The organism is Acinetobacter sp. UBA1496, from assembly GCF_002324975.1.
Taxonomy (GTDB): Bacteria; Pseudomonadota; Gammaproteobacteria; order Pseudomonadales; family Moraxellaceae; genus Acinetobacter; species Acinetobacter variabilis.
The window spans coordinates 17139-37513 of the sequence record NZ_DCRI01000070.1 but is presented as its reverse complement, the minus strand read 5'-3'; the positions used below and the strand labels follow the sequence as shown (position 1 = coordinate 37513).

Below are 20375 nucleotides of genomic sequence, written 5' to 3'. Positions count from 1 at the left end.
TTCAAGTTTTACTCTGCCATACCTAGTGAAAGACCGTGAATATTACTGATTATTTAATCTAAAATTATTACGGTTATTTTTATATAAAAGTAGCCTATTTTACGAGAATTCGATTGTTTGCTAGAGTATTTTAAATAAATGAAAATTGAATTTTTTATTAATTATTATTATTTATTAGCCCCTTTCAAATATGTTTCAAAAGTTTAATAAAAAGTAAAAGTACTCAGCTTAATAAAAGAAATTCCAGAAACCATTGATGAATTAATTCAAAGATCACGTATACATTATCAACTTCACACCAAAATTTGGGAATTTTCTATAAGTAGATGAAAGATATAGGTAGTAGTGATTGCTAAGATTTCTGTTCAGAAACCTTGTTACTATATTCAAATTTTTAATCATTAGATAATAAAAAACCCCGGTATCCTGCCGGGGTTTTTCATATTGGTTAGCTTGGTATAACTCCTGTCGTACCTTACCGTCCTTGTGCCTATCTATTGTTATTCTTATGTGGGACTTCCTGTTCCTGATGAAATCATCATATGAAAATTCATTTAACTAAAATAGTAGTAAAGGACTTGAATGACTGTAAGTCAAAGACTACAGGATTGATTATTAAATAGGCATGTTTTTTGTATCGTTTAGAAATTTAAAACAGTTAACCTTTAAAAATATTTTGAGAAAAGAGGAAGAAGAATGTCCATGCTTAATAAGTTGCTTGAGCTCGACTTAGACTGTCGTTTCTAAGTAGAGTAGCAAGACTCATTTAATCTTTTCCTTCATCTTTGCTATTGTATTTGTAGCGGTTGCACTACTGATCGAGAACAAATCGCTGATTTACATTTTTGCTGGCTTGCTGCTGTTCTGACAAAGATATCTGGTGCTCAAATTACATGAGCATTTAGAAAGTAAAAAAACTGATACTTGATGGTAGATCTCAAATAGCAAAATTTTGAAGCTTTTTAATGTAGAAATATTTGGAAAATGCATATTAAAAGCAAGTGACTGAATTTATATAAAAATTCATTTTATTTTTCAAGTTATTTTACTATTCGATAAATTATTTTGTATATAATCATAGAAAATTTTTATAAAATCAGTTATATATATTAAACGGAAAAATATTGAGTAATGTACATAATCTAAAATATTGAGGTAGACAATGAGCAACGCAAGACTTTTATATGTTAGTAAGTTGTATGATTGCGAAGATCCAATGAATGATCTATTCAATATTCTTACAGAAGCGTTGAATTTCAATTCACGTAATGCGATTTTTGGGGCTCTGTATTATGGGAATGGTTACTTTGTTCAATGTCTGGAAGGAGATAGGAACAAGATTGAAGATCTGTTCTATAAAAAAATCTTGAAAGATCCTCGACATAAAAATTGTGAAGTACTGTATTTTGAAGATGTAAATGATCGACTCTTCTCAGACTGGCATATGAAATATGCCAATATCCATCAGGATATTCTTGGATTCTTTGCCGAACATAATCTGGATGAATTCAATCCTTATACCTTGAATGCCGAGACCATTCCTCAATTTATTCAGATATTGGCAAGTTTGAATGACCATGCCTATACATTGAAAGCAAGTTAATCCTTACATCATCATGCGATATAAGCTTTAGCCCTGCATCGTATGATTTTTTAAAAATTTTTTAAAATGAGTATTTACTTTAAATAAGTTAAATAAAAAATACTTTATAAATTCAAAAACATAAATATTGTTAATTCAAAAAAATATATCCAGATCTCATCCTTATCATTTCATACCAAGCCAAGCTTTTAAACCTAACAATCAGTGCAAAATTCTTCTGCTTTTCATCAGGCAGACGACACTTCTGTATTTTGAAAAATTTAAGTAGGCCGTTGAGGTTAGCTATAAATTAACCACAAGCAGACTTCGCTTCGAAACCGCTACCTAATTTATTATAAAAAAGAAATTTTTTAGGCTAATATAAAATTCATCATGATTATAAGTATCTATGTATATAGATACGATATTAAAAGGATTACAGCATGCAACAAGAAGTCATCATTGTCGGTGGTGGTATGGTCGGCTTGAGTCTCGCGCTGATGTTGGCCAAAACCAATATTGCAGTCAAACTTTTGGAAGCGATCAAATATCCAGATTATGATGATGTAAACCTTGCACCCTATCATTCCAGCTTTGATGCACGTAATAGTGCCTTGTCACGTCGTAGTGTACAGATTTATCAGGAACTTGAGCTTTGGGATGCCTTGCAGGAACATGCAACGCCGATTCTTGAAGTGAATATCACTGAGCAGGGCAGTTTTGGTAAGGCGCGCTTAATTGCAGAACAGGAAAAAGTCGAAAGCTTTGGCCAAGTGATTGAAAATGCCTGGCTAGGTCGTGTGCTATTAACTCAAGTCAAAAAAGAACCACTCATTGAACTGATTGATGGGGTTCAGGTCAGCTCTCTGACTCAAGATGCTGAGTTTGCTTATCTTGAAGCACAACGTGGTGATGCTTTATTGAGACTTCAATCCAAAGTGGTGATTGCTGCTGATGGGCGTGATTCTTTCTGTCGTAAAGCGCTTGGCATTGGGGCTTCAGAGCATGACTATGATCAGGTCGCCATTGTCACTACCGTTCAAACTTCTAAACCGCATAATCATGTTGGCTTTGAACGCTTTAGCCACCTAGGACCATTAGCCTTATTACCACTTCCAGGTGAATATCGTCGTTCTGTCGTCTGGCCTGTGAAGAAAGGAACGGAAGGAGAATGGCTGGGTGAGGAAAATGACCAGCATTTCCTGAACGCCTTACAAGAAACCTATGGCGATCGTGCCGGTAAATTCCAGAAAACAGGCAAGCGCTTCAGTTTTCCATTGTCCCAAGTATTAGCAGAAAAACAGGCTGTGGGCCGCGTGGTCTTGATGGGTAATGCTGCACATACGATTCATCCAGTAGCGGGTCAGGGTTTTAACCTGTGTATGCGAGATGCACATGTATTGGTGCGCTACCTGAAAGAGCAGCAGTCACAAGGCGCAGACTTAGGTGATGCAGCGGTATTACAAGACTATGAGAAATCCCGCTTGAATGATCAGCAAAGAGTGATCAAGTTCTGTGATTCAGTCGTACGTGGTTTTAGTAATCAGAATCCATTCTTGAAACTGATCCGTAATACCGGACTGATTGCTTTTGATACTATTCCTGGCATCAAGCCACTGGTCGCTAACTATGCCATGGGGTTAAAAGCATGAGTCTGAATCCGAGTTCTGGTGTATTAGATGTTGTCATTGTTGGTGGTGGGCTAGTAGGTGGCCTGACAGCTTTATTACTTGCTCAAGGTGGTGTGCAAGCTACTGTGCTGGATGCTGCGCCTATTCTGGATGCAGACAAAACTTTAAGCGTAGCCAATCCGCGGGTTTTGGCTTTAAGTCAGGCGACCATTCATTTATTAAAAACCGTGGGTGTGTGGGACAAACTTGCACGCCAGCAGCCATATACTGGAATGCAGGTCTGGAATAAAAATGGCTACGGTGAAATTAACTTTGGTCATTCTTCAGAAAGGACACCTTCTGTAGAGCAGGCGCTAGGCTCGATGGTAGAACCGAGTATCCTGAATCTGGCCATACAGCAAAAGATGCTTGAAGAGGTGCAAGATTACCGCACACAGGTCAAAGTTAGCCGGGTGGAACGTGGTGTAAATGTCTGGATCATTCATCTGACAGACGGCACCCAGCTCAAAACCAAGTTGGTCATTGGCGCAGATGGCGCGAACTCCTTTGTACGTGAACAAGCCTTTATCGATATCGATGTACTGGACTATAAACAGGCTGGAATCAGCTGTGCAATTAGAACAGCCCAGCCGCATCAGCATGTGGCTCGTCAGATTTTTCTGGAAACCGGTCCTTTGGCTTATCTGCCAATGGCAGGTCTTAAAGAAGAAGAGCAAGGCCACTGGCAATCCATAGTCTGGACATTACCTGATGATTATGCCGATGAATATGTAGCATTATCAGATGCTGACTTCACTCAACTATTGACCCGTGAAAGCTATCATATGCTGGGCGAAGTGCTGGAAGCGACACCGCGAGCTAAATTCCCACTCAAAGCTCGTGCTGCACAGCAGTATGTACAAGATGGCTTAGCATTAATTGGTGACGCTGCGCATGTGATTCATCCGCTTGCTGGACAAGGGGTTAATATCGGCTGTCTGGATGCTGCTGTACTTTGTGAGGTGTTGCTACATGACAAAGCGCGTGGAGTGTGGGCCCATGTGCAGACCTTAAAACGTTATGAGCATCGTCGTAAAGGCCAGAATGATGCGATGATGCATAGCATGTCGGCGATTGGCTGGATGGAAACTACTGAGCTTTTCCCAGTGGTGTGGGCACGTAATTTCGGGCTGAAACAGGTAGAGCAACAGGCAGTCCTGAAAGATGCATTTATGGCTCAGGCGAATGGTTTAAGTTTACTCAAAGATACACGTTATTCAACCTAGTGGCAGAATGTAAATTTTTTAAACAAACATCTATAAAGAGTAACTATTTTGTTTAAAAAAGATACGATTTTTTGAAAATTAGGGCTAGGCGAAGACCAAAGAGATTGCTAAATTTCAGTTAATTTAAAGCTTGGTTCAATAGATAAAAGCGAAGCCGTTTGTGGGGAGAGCAAAATGACAGACGTAAATGATTATGATGATGTAGAAGATCCTGTAATCGACGACGATGAAGCAAAAGCAGCAGAAAAAGGTGCTGCAAGTAGCGAAGAAGTTGTGAATGATACAGACGTATTAGAAGCTGAAACTTTGACTGTAACTGCTAAGCAGAAAAAACGTCAGGCACTTGAGGATGAAATTGCAGCTTTTCTGGCAAGTGGTGGCCGTATTACTGAAGTTCCAGCTGATGAATCCGTTGCAAGAGAATAATTGCACTTGATATTAGCAAATAAAAAAACACCACATTGATTGTGGTGTTTTTATGAGTAAAGAAAAATTAATCGTTGGCAGAGGTTAGTTCCAAAGCACGTTGATAGGCAATTTTTTTCTTGATCCCGGTCAAATCTGCAGCCAGTTGTGAAGCTGCTTTGACAGACAGATCTTGTAATAAACGCAGTAACAATTTATCCAGTTTTTCCTGATCCAGATCTTTCTCTTCGATAGAACCGCCAATCACCAGTACGATTTCACCTTTTTGCTGGTTATGGTCATTGGCAACAAATTCAACCAGTTCACCCAGTGTCATTTTCTTGATGGTTTCAAAGGTCTTGGTAATTTCACGGGCAAAACCTACAGGACGCTCTGTACCGAATACCGCTGCCAGATCTTTAACACATTCCAGAATGCGGTGTGGTGCTTCATAGAAAATTAAGCTCTGGGTTTCATCTTTCAGTTTTTCCAGAGTCAAGAGTCGCTGACTTTGTTTAGACGGTAAAAAACCTTCAAAGCTGAAACGATCACTCGGTAAACCTACTGCGCTTAAAGCGGCAATTGCAGCGCATGCACCCGGCACAGGCACCACACGAATATTATGTTCTTGTGCAGCACGGACAAACTTGAATCCTGGATCGCTAATCAGTGGTGTGCCTGCATCACTGATCAATGCCATATCTTCACCATTGAGCAGGCGTTGAATCAGCTGATCAATCTTGTTGCTTTCATTATGTTCATGACAGGCTGTCAAAGGTGTTTGAATATTAAAGTGTTTAAGTAATTGTGCAGAAGTTCGTGTATCCTCAGCTGCAATAAGACTCACCGATTTCAATACATTAATTGCACGATAACTAATATCATCTAAGTGCCCGATTGGAGTCGCAACAACAAATAACTGAGCACTCATAGGTTTCTCCATGTGGAATAAATCGAATAATAAAAAATGGAAGATTCAAAATAAAATTTTGGGCTTGGGGTTACTGGCCTGCGTCAGCAGCGTACAAGCGGAAGTGCTGATTATTCTACCTGAAACCGGCCCCTTGGCGCGAGCCGCTTCAAGTATCAAGCAAGGATTTCTCAGTGCGTATATGGCGTCCGGACAGAAAGTACCATTGAAATGGGTCAATTCAGACCAGAAAAAAATCTCTCAATTACTCAAACAGCATGTCAGTAAAAAGACGCAAATGGTGATTGGTCCTTTGGCACGTCAGGATGTAGAGCAGTTGGTGCAGACTAAACCCAAGATTCGTACACTGAGTTTGAATGAAACTAGCCTCACGGCCCCAAATATCTGGCAATTTAGCCTGTCGAAAAAAGAAGATGCAGCTGCCTTACAGAAGCAGATTGCGCTAGATGGGATTCAGCAACTGTTTGTGCTGCGTCAACCGGGCAGTGAGTCAGAACATGAACTCTTGCTGATGTCACTACTTAGCCAGAGTGAACTGCAACTGGAAATGATCCAGAAGCCGCCATTTTTTCTGAAGAGCAAGCAGGGGATCCTATTGCTCGGCAATGCGGACTGGCTGGCATCCTTACAGGGTTTAGGACATAAACGGATTTACACAGTCGCGAATGCAATTAATGAACAGCATGCTCCGCCACGAGGCATCAAGTTCTGCGATGTGCCGGTACTTTATTTTGCTAACTGGCCTGATGTGATGCAGGCTTATCAACAGGCACCGGTGAATATGTCCTATCAGCGTTTGATTGCTTTTGGTGGTGATGCCTGGCAAATCACCCAGTATTATTTAAACAATAAAAAAATACGCAATATTGAATTCCAGGGTCGTACTGGAATGATTCGGGTATCGGATCAGGGCATACAACGTACGCCGTCCTGTTTTCAGCAGAGTGCCAAAGGTCTCAAGGCACTATAAGGGTCAACGATGCAGAAACAATTAGGTGCATGGGCAGAACAACAAGCTGCCCAACTAATGCAGCAACAAGACTTTCAGCTCATTGCCAGAAACTGGCATAGTCGCTATGGTGAACTTGATCTGGTCATGCAGCGTGAGCAGGAACTGGTCTTTGTCGAGGTAAAAGCACGGGCTAAAACAGCTTATGCATTGGCTTTTGAATCGGTTTCCTCTGCCAAGCAACGAAAAGTCCTACAAACGGCTGTATGTTTTATTCAAAAAAATCCACAGTTTGCACATTATTACTATCGTTTTGATGTGATTTGTTTTGATTTTAATCGGTATTTTGCAAAAACCATACAGCATGATTTTTCTCAATACCCTTATGATCTGCACTGGTTTGAAAATGCTTTTACTTTTGATCAAGAGTTTATTAATCTTTGAATAAAATAAGATCTGATGCGGTAGATAAAATTTGCAGCATCATGGGAAAGTTCAAGTATGATGAAGAACATCTGGCCTTGAAAAAACAGATTATTATATTGAAATAAGACTGATTAAAATTAAGGAGTCTTGCTGAGTGGTTAAGCGTATTGCAATAACAATGCTGTGTGTCGCAAGTTTATCGGGTTGTGCCAGCTTTATTTCTAGCGGTACTGGTACTGCTCCTGTAGGTACCGAAAATGGAGCTCGGACGCTAGGACAGGTATTTATCGATTCTTCTATTGTACGTACTGCAAAAATTAATCTTTATAAACTGGATTCACGTTTTAAACAGTCAAGGGTCAATATTGAAAGCTTCCATGGCAATGTCCTGTTGACCGGGCAGGTGCCGGATGCGCATCTCAAGCAATTGGCAGAAGATAATGTCAAATCCATGAGTGACGTCAAAGCGGTGCATAATTTTATTACTGTGGGTAACCAGAGCAGCTACACTACGATCATGCAGGATACCGCCGTGACGGCGAATACCCGTGGCCTGATTATGAAAGCACCGGTGGTATCTGACAGTAAAGTGCATGTGCATACTGAAGATGGTGTGCTGTATGTGATGGGACGTCTGAATAGTGCAGAAATCGATGACCTGAATCAGGTGCTGCAACAAGTGGGGAATATCACAAAAATTGTCACGCTCATCGACAACGTGGATCAGCGCTCTGGTTATAATACTAACCAGAATTTTGCAGCGCCTGCATCTTATGCACAGTCGGGTGTTGAACAGACTCCAGTCGCCATTGATCCTGATACAGTTGAACCGACTGATGTTCCATAAGGTCGGTCAATTTAAAACGCAGCTGTCAGACCGGATCCTTGAAGTCCAGCAACGTTATAAAGATTTCCGGATCTATGATTTTGGCAGTTATGCGCTGAACCGTTTAACCCCAAAACAGGGTTATAGTGTTGAAACCCAGTTAGCCTATGGCTTAAAAGCCCGTCAACGTTTTGATCTGTTTTTAAGTCATCAGCCTTTAGCGCATCGCCCCCTGATTGTCTTTGTCCATGGTGGTGCCTGGCTGCACGGTGATAAAAAGGATTACCATTTCATTGGCGAGGCCTTTGCCAAAGAAGGCTATGATGTGGTGGTGATGAACTATCACCTAGCGCCTGAACACATTTTCCCGATCTATATCAATGACCTGCATCTGTTGCTAAATCATTTGCAGCAGCATGCAGGCCAGTTAAATGTTTCTACGGAAAATCTGGTCTTGATGGGACATTCAGCCGGGGCATTTAATGTCATGTCAGCGCTATACCATCCACAAAAGGCCATGATTGAGCGGGAACAGATCCGCGCCATTATTGGTCTGGCAGGACCGTATCATTTTAACTATAAAGATGATCCAATCTGTGCCGATGCTTTTGACCAGTCGATTCCGTATCAGCAGGTGATGCCATATTATTTTGTGGAAAATACCTCCACCAAACATTATCTGTTCATGGCAGAGCGGGACAATATTGTCGGTCATTTTAACAGTCAGGATCTGGATCGGGTATTAAAAGACCATGGCAATCATAGCGAGCTGATTACGATTCCGAAACTGGGCCATATTACAATGATTGGTTCATTGTCCAGTTTGTTTAGCCGGTTCTTTGAAACCAAGCCACGTGTGATGTGGGCGCTAGAAGATACTTTTAAATGAATATCTGTGATTTTGGTAATTCTCACAAAAAAGCCCGGTATAAAAACCGGGCTTTTTTAGTTGAAAACCTTAGAGCCATTCACGGGTATCATCTGCGACCGGTGTACCTTGAGTCACATGCATGATCATGGCATGGGCAATACTGCCTTTAAATGGAATTTCCGGCAGCTGATTAAATTTAAAGAATTTCGCGTCGCTAATTTCTTCTTCCTGCAATTGCAGCTCACCGCCAGCATATTCTGCTTTGAAGGCAATCATCAGATTACTCGGGAAGGGCCAGGGCTGACTAGCCAGATACTGGATATTTTTCACTTTCAAGCCGACTTCTTCCAGCGTCTCGCGACGTACCGCTTCTTCAAGCGTTTCCCCAACTTCGACAAATCCGGCAATCAGGCCATACATCTGGCTTTTGGTATTACGTGCATTTTTAGCCAGCAAAATTTCATCTTCACCACGGGTAATCACGGTAATCACACAAGGTTGCACCCTTGGATACTGACGATAATGGCAAGCTGGGCAAACCATGGCATATTCAATAGCATGGGCTTTAGTCGGGGTGCCACAGTGGCTACAGAACTTGTGATTTCGGCGCCATTCCAATAGTTGCACAGCACGGCTGGCCTGTTCAAATTGCTGAACATTCCAGAACTGTAATAATTGACGGACTGGAACCAGTTGCAAGCCTTCAGGAGTTGGCTCATCTGGAAGAAGATCACGGGCAATCACCTGATCACCCGGATTCAGCAGCAAATCACTTGCCAGAGCTTCAACTTGAGGCAGTTGAAAGTGTTGGTCGACCAGCAACTGTTGCTGCTGGAAAATATAAGCAAGTGATAATTTTTTAGACATTAGGCAACGATTTTCAGTTTCTCACTACTGTCTAATGCTACCTTAAACATGGACTGTAATACAGGCTGTTTATTCTTTAAGTTATCGATCATCATATCGGCACTAGCCAATGCATCCAGCGCATGATGAATTTCTGCTGGTGTTAATGCAACCGACTGTTCAATACGGTTTTTGATAAACAGGGCAGTTGTATTGAATGCAGCTTTCACATGTTCAGCATTCAGGAACAGCATAGCACCGCCAATTTCACAGAACTGGATGGGTACAGGTTCGAGTTTGGTCAGATCTTGATCCTGCAGATAATCAGTCAGAATCTGGCTAGATAATTCAATCAGTGCCTTGGTTTCATTTAACAAAGCGTTATGTGCTTCGTCCAGACGATCCAATGAGATATTCATGTTATTCACACGTAGCTGCAGACGGCTCGAAGTATGGTGACGTTCCAATACACCAATCGAGTTCATCGCGGACAGAATCACATTCATCAACTGCTGGGCAAAAGACTCATCTTTCAGAATATCCGCCTGGCTGAGTGAAGCTGCCTGACGGTTTAAATCATGATAGGCTTCGTTCAGGTTCAGAACCTTGAAGATATTGGCCAAGCTATTCAGCTGAGTCTGGAGTTCCTGCGTTTTTTCAGGTGTCATGTGCTGATAGTTATATTCGATATCATTGCGGATCTGGGTCATTTCCGCAGTCACCAGCTCGCTAATGGTATGCATGGTTTCAAAGTCCGGACCATATAGGTGACGGCTGAACACCTGAAGTTGCATATCTGTCAGTAGATCATCACCAATATTCAGCTGGCTACGGATTTGCTGTGCAGTTGCATCTTCCTGACTGATACATAAGCTTAATACATTTGCCAGATCGGACAGAGAGGCTTTGAAGCTGTTGGGTGAACTAAAGTACTGCGCCATGTTGCGTTCAATACTGATTAAAGTACGCAAACGTGGTTCATTGATGAGCAGGTGATCAATATTATCAAAAGCAACATGCACCAGATGCCAGTATTGCTTGCTTGGATGATTTGCTGAAAGACCTGCCAGATAAGTACCGACCAGTTTGATCGCTTGCAGATCCATCTCGCTTTCTTCCTGTTTTAGCAGTTTGTTAAGAGACAGCTTATACAGGCGTTGCACATATTTGGATTTTTCCAGACCTGGTACTTGGGGTAACTGGAAGTCTGGAGTAATCAGATCAAGCAAAGGTTCAATATGCTGACCTTCGGTCGTCAATGGTTTACCAAGCGCAAGTTCCAGACGGTTCAGGGTATCGAGCAGGAACTGCGGAATTTTCACTTCACGCAAGCAGATAAATTCGATATAGCGTTTCAGCATGGTGGTGCCTTCACTCAATGCGATCACATCCTGAGTGTTGACCTGCGCCGGATTCCCCATAATCTTGCGCATCAGTTCTGCTGAATATTGAGCAATTTGTGCCAGATTCGGCATATCAATCAGTGCCAGTACCTGTGCACATTGTTCGAACTGATTTAATGCATCGTCAATGCCAAAAGGTAAAGTTTGATCTTCTACCAAGGTGCTTACTGCTGATTCGACTAACTTGATCGAGTTATCAACCTCATTTTTTATTATCAGTAAAGCTGTTGGATCAAAATGTATAGAGGTTTGGTAAGACATGGATCTGCACCTTTCCTTGAGTATTTTCTATATATGAGCCCCGCTTTATCGGACGGGGCCTCTTTGGAATTACTATAACTGAAGAACTGTATTTTAAAAGCGAAATTACTGCTTGAAATTTAGATTTTATTTTGCAAAAAGGCAAGGCGTTCCATGCTTTTCTTCAAATTGTTTGACCCATTTCTCATGTTCGGCAAGTTCTTCATCTGATGGAAGAATCACAGGCAATTCAATTTCGATTTTCACAGTGCTTGAACTGCCACCTTGTTCTTCGGTATGTGACAGGGCATCCATATCAAAAGAGACCTGTCCACCGGTCATGGCCAGATAAACATCGGACAGAATTTCCGCATCGAGCAAGGCACCGTGGAAGGTACGGTCACGTTGTGGAATTTCATAACGACGCACGAGGGCATCTAGAGAGTTTTTCTGTCCAGGATGCTTGGATTTGGCCATTGCCAGAGTATCGGTTACTTCACAAACTTCAGAAAGTGCGACAAAGCCTGCACGCTTGAATTCCATATCCAGGAAGTTCATATCGAAGGTCGCGTTATGCGCAATAATTTCGGCACCTTGCAGATAGTCAAACAGTACCTGTGAGATTTCTTCAAACAGCGGCTTGTCTTGCAGGAACTCGTCGGTAATACCGTGGACATTCACCGAATCACCAACCGGTTTTTTCGGATTGATATAAATATGGATTGAGCTGCCGGTAAGTTTCCGGTTAATCATTTCGATCGCACCCACCTCAATGATCCGGTCACCATCCTGATAATAGAAACCGGTGGTTTCCGTATCCAGAATCAATTGACGGGGGCCATGCAGCTCTAAGGTCGGCGGTGTAATCACAATTTGCGGATGTAGTTCGGTTGAATCTGAAGTGACTGAAGCAGACTCATCGGTATTTTCAATTGTTTCTAAATTTTCAGTCCGTTCCATTTTTTCTTCGGCCATTTCCATGCTCTCTTCGAGTTCTTCTTCACTATCGACAAGATCCAGCCCGAAAGGGTCGTCTAGAAGCCAGTCAGGTTCAGATTTTTTTTTATTTTCAGTGATTGCAGTAACTGATTTGGATTTTTTCAAGGTTTCATCTGCGCCCTGATTAGCCAGTTGATCGGCCATTTCATTGCCAGGATGTCCGGCATGGCCTTTTACCCAGTGCCATTCAATATCCCGACCTTGGCAAATGGCATCCAGTTTTTGCCATAGATCCGGATTTTTAACGTCTTTCCAGTTTTTCTTTTTCCAGCCATGAATCCATTCGGTAATGCCTTGTTTGACATAATTGGAATCGGTATAAATGACCAGCTTGGCATCTTTTGGACAGAACTGGATGCCTTCGATCGCTGCGGTCAGCTCCATGCGATTATTGGTGGTATGATCTTCGCCACCGCAAATTTTGTGTTCCTGCTGTTCGGTAATTATGTACGCACCCCAACCGCCTAAACCCGGGTTGCCGCGACAGGCGCCATCAACATATAGCGTGATAGTGTGAGACATAAATTAAAATCCGATCAAAAAAGAACTTGCTGAAGCGGATATTGTATAACGCAAATACGCTTGATGCGTCTAGATGCACCAGTTTTTTTAATTTCTTGTAACATTTAACGTGAAATCGGGGTAAATTAATGCCTTGTGTCCACGACATGCTTCACTACAATGGCATATCTAAAAAATAAATTTATATACGAATTGTTTGGATTTCTTTATGTATAAACCAACCGCAATTTTGTGGCAGCCTGCATTACCAACATTTTTAAAATTTTCTGTACTTGGAACGGCACTCGCTTCCTTGGGACTGACGGGCTGTTCTTCTACACAAAGTGCGACCCAAAAAGCGTCAAGCAAGCAGGTTGGCTCACAATATCTAGATGCAAGCAGTTTGGATGGGCTGGAAGATTTACTTTCTGCAACGGATATGCGTGCGGTTGAAGGTGACCGCTTACTGATTTTGAAGCATGGTGATATCTGGAAACGGATGACCGTGGGTTTCAAGATGGATCTGAATACCTGGAATCCGCGTATTGATGCACAGCGTGGCTGGTTTATTTCCCGTCAGCCTTATCTGGACCGCCTGAGTGCCCGTGCATCGCGCTATCTCTATTATACGGTGAAAGAAGCAGAACGCCGTGGCATGCCTACAGAGCTGGCTTTATTACCGATCATTGAAAGTTCTTATGACCCGGCGGCGACCAGTAGTGCAGCAGCAGCAGGTTTATGGCAGTTCATTCCAAGTACTGGCCGTATTTATGGTCTGAAACAAACCTCACTTTACGATGGCCGTCGTGATGTCGTTGAGTCGACTCGTGCGGCTTATGAGTTTCTAGGCAGCTTATATAACCAGTTTGGTTCCTGGGAATTGGCTTTGGCCTCTTATAATGCCGGTCCAGGCCGTATCCAGCAGGCGATTAACCGTAATAAGGCCGCAGGCTTGCCTACCGATTACTGGTCCTTGAAACTGCCTCAGGAAACCATGAACTATGTGCCGCGTTTCCTGGCAGTTGCGCAGATTGTGAAAAATCCGGGTACTTATGGCGTGAGTTTGCCACCAATTGCCAACCGTCCTCACTTTCGTGAAGTGACTGTCGGTGCAGCCAATTTAAATGAGATTGCAGCCATTACCGGTTTAAGCCGTGCTGAACTGTATCAGCTTAACCCGGGGCATCGTGGTGATCGTATTGATCCGGAAAGTCCGCGCCGTATTTTGATTCCGGCTGACTTAAGTCCATCGATTGATGGAAAACTGAAAAAACTGCAGTCTAGTTCAAGCGGCTTATGGGCAGGTACTGTCATCAGTAACTCGCCTAAAACGACCACTACAGTAACTCCAAATCCAACTGTAGCACCAGCATCAACCAGTACCACCATCGTACCTGCCAAGCAGACTCCGCCGGTGCTTGCCACTACGACTGCTAAGACTGCAACAGCAACTAAAGCTCCAACTGCGACTACATCACCAAAGCCAGCTACGACTGCACCAGCAGCAGTGTCAACCACGACGACACCTAATCTAACTGCACAAACCACCAAACGGGTCAGCACACCACGTGGTTCCGAAGCACTTGCTGAATTTGCGGCAAAAAGTGAATTGCCTATTCCAAGCGCGCCACGTATTCCGGTTGCTGTGACGCCAGTTGCTTCAGTGAAGCCTATCCAGGTCGAGCCACCAATTACCGCAGCTGAACGTCAGCAAATCCAGAAAGTGGTGTCAGCAGAAGAAATTAATAAGACCGTGGATGAGCTTTTACAACCTGTGGCGACTGCAGCTGAACAGGCACAGGTCATTGAAGAGTTGAAAGCACTGGCACCTGCAGGCACAGAAATTGTTGACCCTTATGATGGCAAGATCAAACTGACTGCAATTCAGACCAGTCAGTCTATTGCCGAGCAGCAGGGCAAGGAACTGACCAAAGGATTCTCATATCCGAAAGAAGTCGCTGTAAACACCAGTGCAGATTCAGTTGAAGCTCGACTCAATCAGGGCAAAAACTATGTAAAAACTGATTCAGAAGTTGTGGTTGTGGCACCGAAAGGTAAGCGCAGTACCTATAAGGTTTTACCGGGCGATAATCTGGCATTGATTGCAGCGAAGAATGGCGTGAACTGGCGTGATGTCGCGAAATGGAACCAGATTGATCCAAACTCTACATTATATGTGGGCACCACAATTTATCTCTATGATGCCAACCCAGTACAGGAAGTACCGAAAGCCAAAGAGAAACCGGAAAGTTATGTGGTTCAGGCCAATGATTCTTTGACCAGCGTTTCCAGCCAGTTCGGCCTGAGTGTTAAACAGTTGGCTGATTATAATGATCTGAGTACGACCAGTGGTTTATTTGTGGGGCAAAAGCTTTCCCTAAAAGAAAGTACCAGCAAAGCGAAAGTTGAAGACAGCAAAAAAGTCGAAACTGTCAAAGTCCAGACCAAGTCCTATACCGTTAAACGTGGTGAGTATCTGAAACTGATTGCAGATCGCTACGCATTGTCGAATGCAGAACTTGCTGCACTAACTCCGGGTTTAACCGCGGGTAGCAGTTTGATGATCGGACAGAAGATTAATGTTCCTCTCAATGAAGTTGATGAACTGACTGCGAGCAGCAAGAAAACCGAAAAAATCGAACAGAAGTTTGAGAACGTTAAGGTTGATCATACGCCAACAGAAAGCTATCAGGTCAAACGTGGTGAAACCCTGTACAGCATTGCCAATCAAAGTAAATTGACGGTATCTGAACTGGCAGCGTTAAATGGCCTGTCTGCAAACAGCGGCTTACGCATTGGTCAGACCATCAAGATTCCGGCCGGTAGTCAGGTTCCTGACAGTTATACGGTTCAATCGGGTGATACGCTGACCGGGATTGCAGCAAAATATAATCTGTCGATGGATCAGATTGCCAACCTGAACAATATTTCCCGTAGTGCAAATGTGCGTGTGGGTCAGCATCTGAAATTATCTGGTAGTCCTGAACCTGTGCAGGAAGTGGTCACCGAGACTCAGGAAAACAATGTCAAATCAGATACTCACATCGTGAAATCTGGTGAAACCTTAAGCTCGATTGCCCGCCAATATCATCTACAATTACGTTATCTGGCAGACCTGAACGGCCTAAGCACCAATAGCAATGTGCGGATTGGACAGCGTTTAAAAATTAATGAAGATATTCAGATTGCCAAAAAAGAGCCAGTAGTAAAAGTCGCAACAAAATCTGCCTCTTCTAAGGCGACAGAATCCTATACGGTAAAATCCGGAGAATCACTGATTGCGATTGCCAATCGTGTAGGAGTACCCGTTACTGATCTGGCGAGCCTGAATAATCTTAGTCCACGTGCTGGTTTACGTGTGGGCCAAACGCTTCAGCTTCCAAAGCTGGTCACTGAATACAAGGTGAAGCGTGGCGATACCTTGATTGGTCTGGCATCCCGTTATGGTATGGCAACCAATGAGCTGGCAGAAATGAATGAGCTGAAACCCAATACTCAATTGCGTATTGGTGATGTGATTAAGGTTCCAAATTAATTTCTGGATCGTGAAATTGTTTAATCCCGTCCATGTCTTATGGATTCTTGCTGCCCCTTGGATCATCAGTTCTAGCGGGGCAGCAGTCATTACGACACCTTATATTGCACTGCATGGTGCACCCAAATATGCACAGGCTAAATCTCTGCCTTATGCCAATCCGCAAGCGCCCAAAGGCGGCATTCTTATTCAGGCAGCCGATGGCAGTTTTGATAATCTGAACAGCATGAATGGTAAGGGGAATGTCACTGAAGGGATTAATTATATTTTTGACAGCCTTATGTCGAAATCCCTGGATGAGCCCGGCGTTTATTATCCTCTGCTGGCGGAGAAAGTCAGTTTCGATCCAAAGCAGACTGCTTATATTATTTTCCATTTAAATCCTAAGGCCAGATTCAGTAATGGTCAGCCAGTGACGGCTAAAGATGTGAAATACAGTTTTGATCTGTACCAGACCCAGTCTAATTTTGGCTTACAGATGTATCTGGCAGATATTAAAAAAACCGAAGTCCTGTCACCTTCAAAAGTTAAGATTAGTTTTAAATCTCGCCATAATCCGGAAATGGCCATGATTGTGACTCAGATGCCGATCTATTCTCAGCAGGAATGGCAAAAGCGTAATTTCAAAGACATTAACCTGAAACCGATCTTGGGTTCTGGGCCTTATGTGATTGAACGTATTGATGCAGGACGCAGTATTTCCTATAAACGTAATCCGCATTACTGGGGTAAAGATCTGCTGGTCAATCGTGGGCGTTATAATTTTGATCGCATACAGTATCGTTATTACCGTAGTCCGGAAATCAAGTTTGAAGCTTTTAAGTCGGGCCAGTTCACACTGCATGAAGAAAAACAGGTTAACCGCTGGGTAAGTGATTATCGCTTTCCTGCGGTAGAGCAAGGCCAGATCAAAACCTATCGTTTTCACCATCACAATCCGATTCCAACCCAAAGCCTGATTTTTAATATGCGGCGTCAGCCCTTTGCCGATATCCGCTTCCGGCAAGCTTTAACTCTGGCCTATGATTTTGAATGGCTAAATAAAGCCTTGTTTCATGGGGAATATCAGCGTCTCAACAGCTTTTTTAGTAACAGTGAACTGGCATCTACAGGCAAGCCGAGTGCCCAAGAGCTGAAAATATTACAGCCAAATTTATCTAAATTGCATCCGGTGCAACGTCAGACGGTATTACAGGATTGGCATTATCCGCAATCAGATGCCTCCGGGTTTAACCGCAAAAATTTATTACAGGCGCGACAAATTTTATTGAATGCCGGTTACCGTTATCAGCAGGGAAAACTGGTGACTGCTCAAGGTAAACCTGTACAGATTGAATTTCTGTTGCATCAGGCTGAACAGCAGCGTCATCTAATGCCTTATCTACGCCATTTGAAACGTTTAGGAATTCAGGCGTACATTCGGATGGTGGAAACGGCTCAGTACTATGAGCGCCTTAGAAATTATCAGTTTGATATGATTGTGGATACTATGCCGCAATCGCTGACACCGGGGCAGGAACAGAAACAGTTTTGGGGTAGTCAGGCGGCACGTCAGCCTGGCAATTATAATTATGCCGGTATTCAAAATCCGGTGATTGATCGGGTGATTGATCAGGTGGTTCAACCACAAAGCCGGGAGCAGCTGATTTATAGTAGCCGAGCTTTAGATCGTTTATTGCGAGCCGGTTATTATCATATTCCGACTTATGGTACGGGTGAATACTGGTATGCTTACTGGAATATGTATCAGCAGCCTAAAATCAAGCCCAAGCTTTCTGCGGGTATTGATTACTGGTGGGTGGATGCAGCTAAAGCCAGACAAGTGGCGCCGTACTTAAAATATCGCTAGATTTCCAGCTTTGGGGAGTGCCATGAGCACTTATATCGTCAAACGTTTGCTTCTTATGATTCCGACATTATTGATGGTTTTACTAATCAATTTTGTGGTGATTCAGCTTGCACCGGGTGGTCCAGTGGAACAGGCCATCTATCAGGCACAGCATGCAAATAATTTGGCGATCGGTGGCTTGCAGTATCAGGGACAGCAAGGCCTGACGCCCGAAATGCTGGAGCAGATCAAGACTCAGTATGGATTTGATCAGCCGGTTTATTTACGTTTCTGGGAAATGTTGAAAAGCTATGCCCAGTTTGATTTAGGCCAGAGCTTTTTTAAAGGCCAAGCTGTGACTGAACTGATCTGGGAAAAATTGCCAGTTTCACTGTCTCTAGGTTTCTGGAGTACCTTGCTCATTTATCTGGTCTCTATTCCTCTTGGCATCCAGAAGGCCAAAAAGCATGGCAGCCTGTTTGATCAAACGACGTCTTTGCTGCTGGCTGTGGGCTATGCTATTCCAGCCTTTATCTTTGCCATTTTGCTGATTGTATTTTTTGCAGGTGGTTCCTATCTGCAATGGTTTCCTTTACAAGGGTTAAGCTCGGAAAATTTTGCTGAATTATCCCTCTTTGGAAAAATTCAGGATTATTTTTGGCATATGGCTTTGCCGCTACTGGCTATGGTACTCGGCGGTTTTGCACGGCTGACTTATCTGGTGAAATTTTCCTTTATGGAAGAACTCAGTAAACAATATGTGCTGGCAGCAAGAGCGAAGGGACTACAGGACAGAGCAGTGTTCTACCGTCATGTACTGCGCAATGCTGTGCTGGTGTTGGTTGCCAGTTTGCCAGAAGCTTTGCTCGGTATTTTATTTGTCGGGAACCTGTTTATTGAAATCCTCTTTAATCTGGATGGTTTGGGCATGCTGGGATTTGAAGCGATTCTGCAGCGGGATTATCCGGTCATTTTTGGAACCTTGTTTATTTTTACCTTATTGGGCTTGGTGCTGCGTTTGATCAGTGATGTGCTGTATCGGGTGATTGATCCCCGGATCCATTTTGATTCGCGAGGGTCAAAATAATGTCACCAATGCTACGCGCCAGCCTGCAACGTTTTAAAAATAATAAAACCGGATTTGCCTGCTTCATTGCCTTTACCATTATTTTTATCTTGTCACTTGGTGCTGAGCTGATCGCTAACGATAAGCCTTTACTGGTCAAGTATGAGGATTCCTATTATCTGCCAGTAATAAAGTCATATCCTGAAACGACTTTTGGGGGTGTCTTTGAAACTGAAGCCGAGTATCAGGATCCTACGGTACAGCAGCTGATTAATGCCAAAGGCTGGGCAATCTGGTCGGTGATCCACTTCGGCTATGACACACCCAATTTGGCACTCGATATTCCAGTACCTTCACCTCCAAGCCGACAAAATTGGCTAGGAACAGACGATCAGGGAAGGGATGTGCTAGCACGTATTTTATATGGCTTGCGTATTTCCTTGCTGTTTGGCTTTGCATTAACTTTACTGTCAGCAGGATTAGGTGTGCTGGTTGGGGCAGTTCAAGGCTATTATGGTGGCTGGATTGATCTGATCGGGCAACGTGCACTTGAGGTCTGGAGCAGCCTGCCGATGCTGTTTATGGTCATGATTCTGGTCAGTGTGTTTAGTCCAAATATTTACTGGCTATTTGTGATCATGCTGTTTTTTGGCTGGACGACACTAGTGTCGATGGTGCGCGCCGAATTTTTACGAGCCAGAAATCTGGAATATGTCTGGGCAGCAAGAAGCATTGGAGCAGGGCATGGCCGGATCATGTTTCGGCATATCTTGCCGAATGTCATAGGTTCCAGTCTGTCACAACTTCCTTTCATGCTGACCGCCAACATCAGCGCACTAACTGCACTGGACTTTTTAGGTTATGGTTTGCCGCCTGAAACCGCTTCTTTGGGTGAATTATTGCTGCAGGGCAAAAATAATATCAATGCGCCGTGGTTGGCTTTGTCCGGGTTTCTGACCTTAGCCATTGTCTTGTCTTTGCTCATCTATATCGGTGAAGCCATCCGAGATGCTTTCGATCCCAAAATTTAAAATGATTTTTTTAAGACTACCCCCTAATATCTAAAAATAA

16 protein-coding genes are annotated in these 20375 nt (G+C 43.2%); 12 read left to right on the top strand and 4 right to left on the bottom strand.

Going from position 1 to position 20375, the window contains the following annotated elements; translation table 11 throughout:
* Positions 1-1162 precede the first annotated feature (1162 nt).
* The 4 genes from B3143_RS07805 to B3143_RS07790 all read left to right on the top strand — a co-directional run bounded on the left by B3143_RS07805 (position 1163) and on the right by B3143_RS07790 (position 4904).
* Positions 1163-1603 (top strand): BLUF domain-containing protein, encoded by a 441-nt coding sequence (locus tag B3143_RS07805; RefSeq protein ID WP_208462808.1) that lies wholly within the window; start codon positions 1163-1165, stop codon positions 1601-1603.
* A 422-nt stretch (positions 1604-2025) separates the two neighbouring features.
* Positions 2026-3234 carry a 2-octaprenyl-6-methoxyphenyl hydroxylase gene (gene ubiH / locus B3143_RS07800; protein WP_214001445.1) on the top strand — a complete coding sequence of 403 codons (1209 nt, stop codon included), beginning with the start codon at positions 2026-2028 and terminating at the stop codon, positions 3232-3234.
* Positions 3231-4478 (top strand): FAD-dependent monooxygenase, encoded by a 1248-nt coding sequence (locus tag B3143_RS07795; RefSeq protein WP_214001444.1) that lies wholly within the window; start codon positions 3231-3233, stop codon positions 4476-4478. The genes ubiH and B3143_RS07795 overlap by 4 nt, the downstream gene beginning before the upstream one ends.
* 174 nt (positions 4479-4652) lie before the next feature.
* Positions 4653-4904 (top strand): hypothetical protein, encoded by a 252-nt coding sequence (locus B3143_RS07790; protein ID WP_004782870.1) that lies wholly within the window; start codon positions 4653-4655, stop codon positions 4902-4904.
* Positions 4905-4971: 67 nt separating this feature from the next.
* On the opposite strand, the gene rsmI is transcribed toward B3143_RS07790, so the two are convergent.
* Positions 4972-5814: a 16S rRNA (cytidine(1402)-2'-O)-methyltransferase gene (rsmI, locus tag B3143_RS07785; protein WP_214001443.1), complete on the bottom strand. Its 843-nt coding sequence runs from the start codon at positions 5812-5814 to the stop codon at positions 4972-4974.
* A gap of 10 nt (positions 5815-5824) precedes the next feature.
* Between rsmI and B3143_RS07780 the strand changes: the two genes are divergently transcribed.
* The 4 genes from B3143_RS07780 (at position 5825) to B3143_RS07765 (ending at position 8904) form a co-directional block, all read left to right on the top strand.
* Positions 5825-6784, top strand: coding sequence for a penicillin-binding protein activator (locus B3143_RS07780; RefSeq protein WP_214001442.1), 960 nt, complete (start codon positions 5825-5827; stop codon positions 6782-6784).
* 9 nt (positions 6785-6793) lie between these two features.
* Positions 6794-7207 carry a YraN family protein gene (locus B3143_RS07775; RefSeq protein ID WP_034170475.1) on the top strand — a complete coding sequence of 138 codons (414 nt, stop codon included), beginning with the start codon at positions 6794-6796 and terminating at the stop codon, positions 7205-7207.
* A gap of 136 nt (positions 7208-7343) precedes the next feature.
* Positions 7344-8036: a BON domain-containing protein gene (locus B3143_RS07770; protein ID WP_004782863.1), complete on the top strand. Its 693-nt coding sequence runs from the start codon at positions 7344-7346 to the stop codon at positions 8034-8036.
* Entirely contained in the window at positions 8026-8904 is an 879-nt protein-coding gene (locus B3143_RS07765) for an alpha/beta hydrolase (RefSeq protein WP_214001441.1), read from the top strand. The genes B3143_RS07770 and B3143_RS07765 overlap by 11 nt, the downstream gene beginning before the upstream one ends.
* Before the next feature lie 69 nt (positions 8905-8973).
* Here B3143_RS07765 and nudC read toward each other — a convergent pair whose 3' ends face one another.
* The 3 genes from nudC to dnaQ all read right to left on the bottom strand — a co-directional run bounded on the left by nudC (position 8974) and on the right by dnaQ (position 12896).
* Positions 8974-9753 carry an NAD(+) diphosphatase gene (nudC, locus tag B3143_RS07760; RefSeq protein WP_214001440.1) on the bottom strand — a complete coding sequence of 260 codons (780 nt, stop codon included), beginning with the start codon at positions 9751-9753 and terminating at the stop codon, positions 8974-8976.
* Positions 9753-11396 (bottom strand): chemotaxis protein, encoded by a 1644-nt coding sequence (locus B3143_RS07755; protein ID WP_286740037.1) that lies wholly within the window; start codon positions 11394-11396, stop codon positions 9753-9755. Before B3143_RS07755 ends, nudC begins: the two co-directional genes overlap by 1 nt.
* Positions 11397-11522: 126 nt before the next feature.
* Positions 11523-12896, bottom strand: coding sequence for a DNA polymerase III subunit epsilon (dnaQ, locus tag B3143_RS07750; protein ID WP_175967198.1), 1374 nt, complete (start codon positions 12894-12896; stop codon positions 11523-11525).
* 208 nt (positions 12897-13104) lie between these two features.
* Between dnaQ and B3143_RS07745 the strand changes: the two genes are divergently transcribed.
* Genes B3143_RS07745 through B3143_RS07730 form a run of 4 tightly spaced genes read left to right on the top strand, consistent with a single transcriptional unit; the run spans position 13105 to position 20335 of the window.
* The gene (locus B3143_RS07745) at positions 13105-16410 is read left to right on the top strand and encodes a LysM peptidoglycan-binding domain-containing protein (protein ID WP_214001438.1); all 3306 of its coding nucleotides are present in this window, start codon (positions 13105-13107) and stop codon (positions 16408-16410) included.
* A 43-nt stretch (positions 16411-16453) separates the two neighbouring features.
* Positions 16454-18259 carry an extracellular solute-binding protein gene (locus tag B3143_RS07740; RefSeq protein WP_375725721.1) on the top strand — a complete coding sequence of 602 codons (1806 nt, stop codon included), beginning with the start codon at positions 16454-16456 and terminating at the stop codon, positions 18257-18259.
* Between the two features lie 22 nt (positions 18260-18281).
* Positions 18282-19325: an ABC transporter permease subunit gene (locus B3143_RS07735; RefSeq protein ID WP_005234771.1), complete on the top strand. Its 1044-nt coding sequence runs from the start codon at positions 18282-18284 to the stop codon at positions 19323-19325.
* Complete coding sequence (locus tag B3143_RS07730; protein WP_005234773.1) at positions 19325-20335, top strand: ABC transporter permease; 1011 nt, start codon at positions 19325-19327, stop codon at positions 20333-20335. The genes B3143_RS07735 and B3143_RS07730 overlap by 1 nt, the downstream gene beginning before the upstream one ends.
* Positions 20336-20375: the final 40 nt, after the last annotated feature.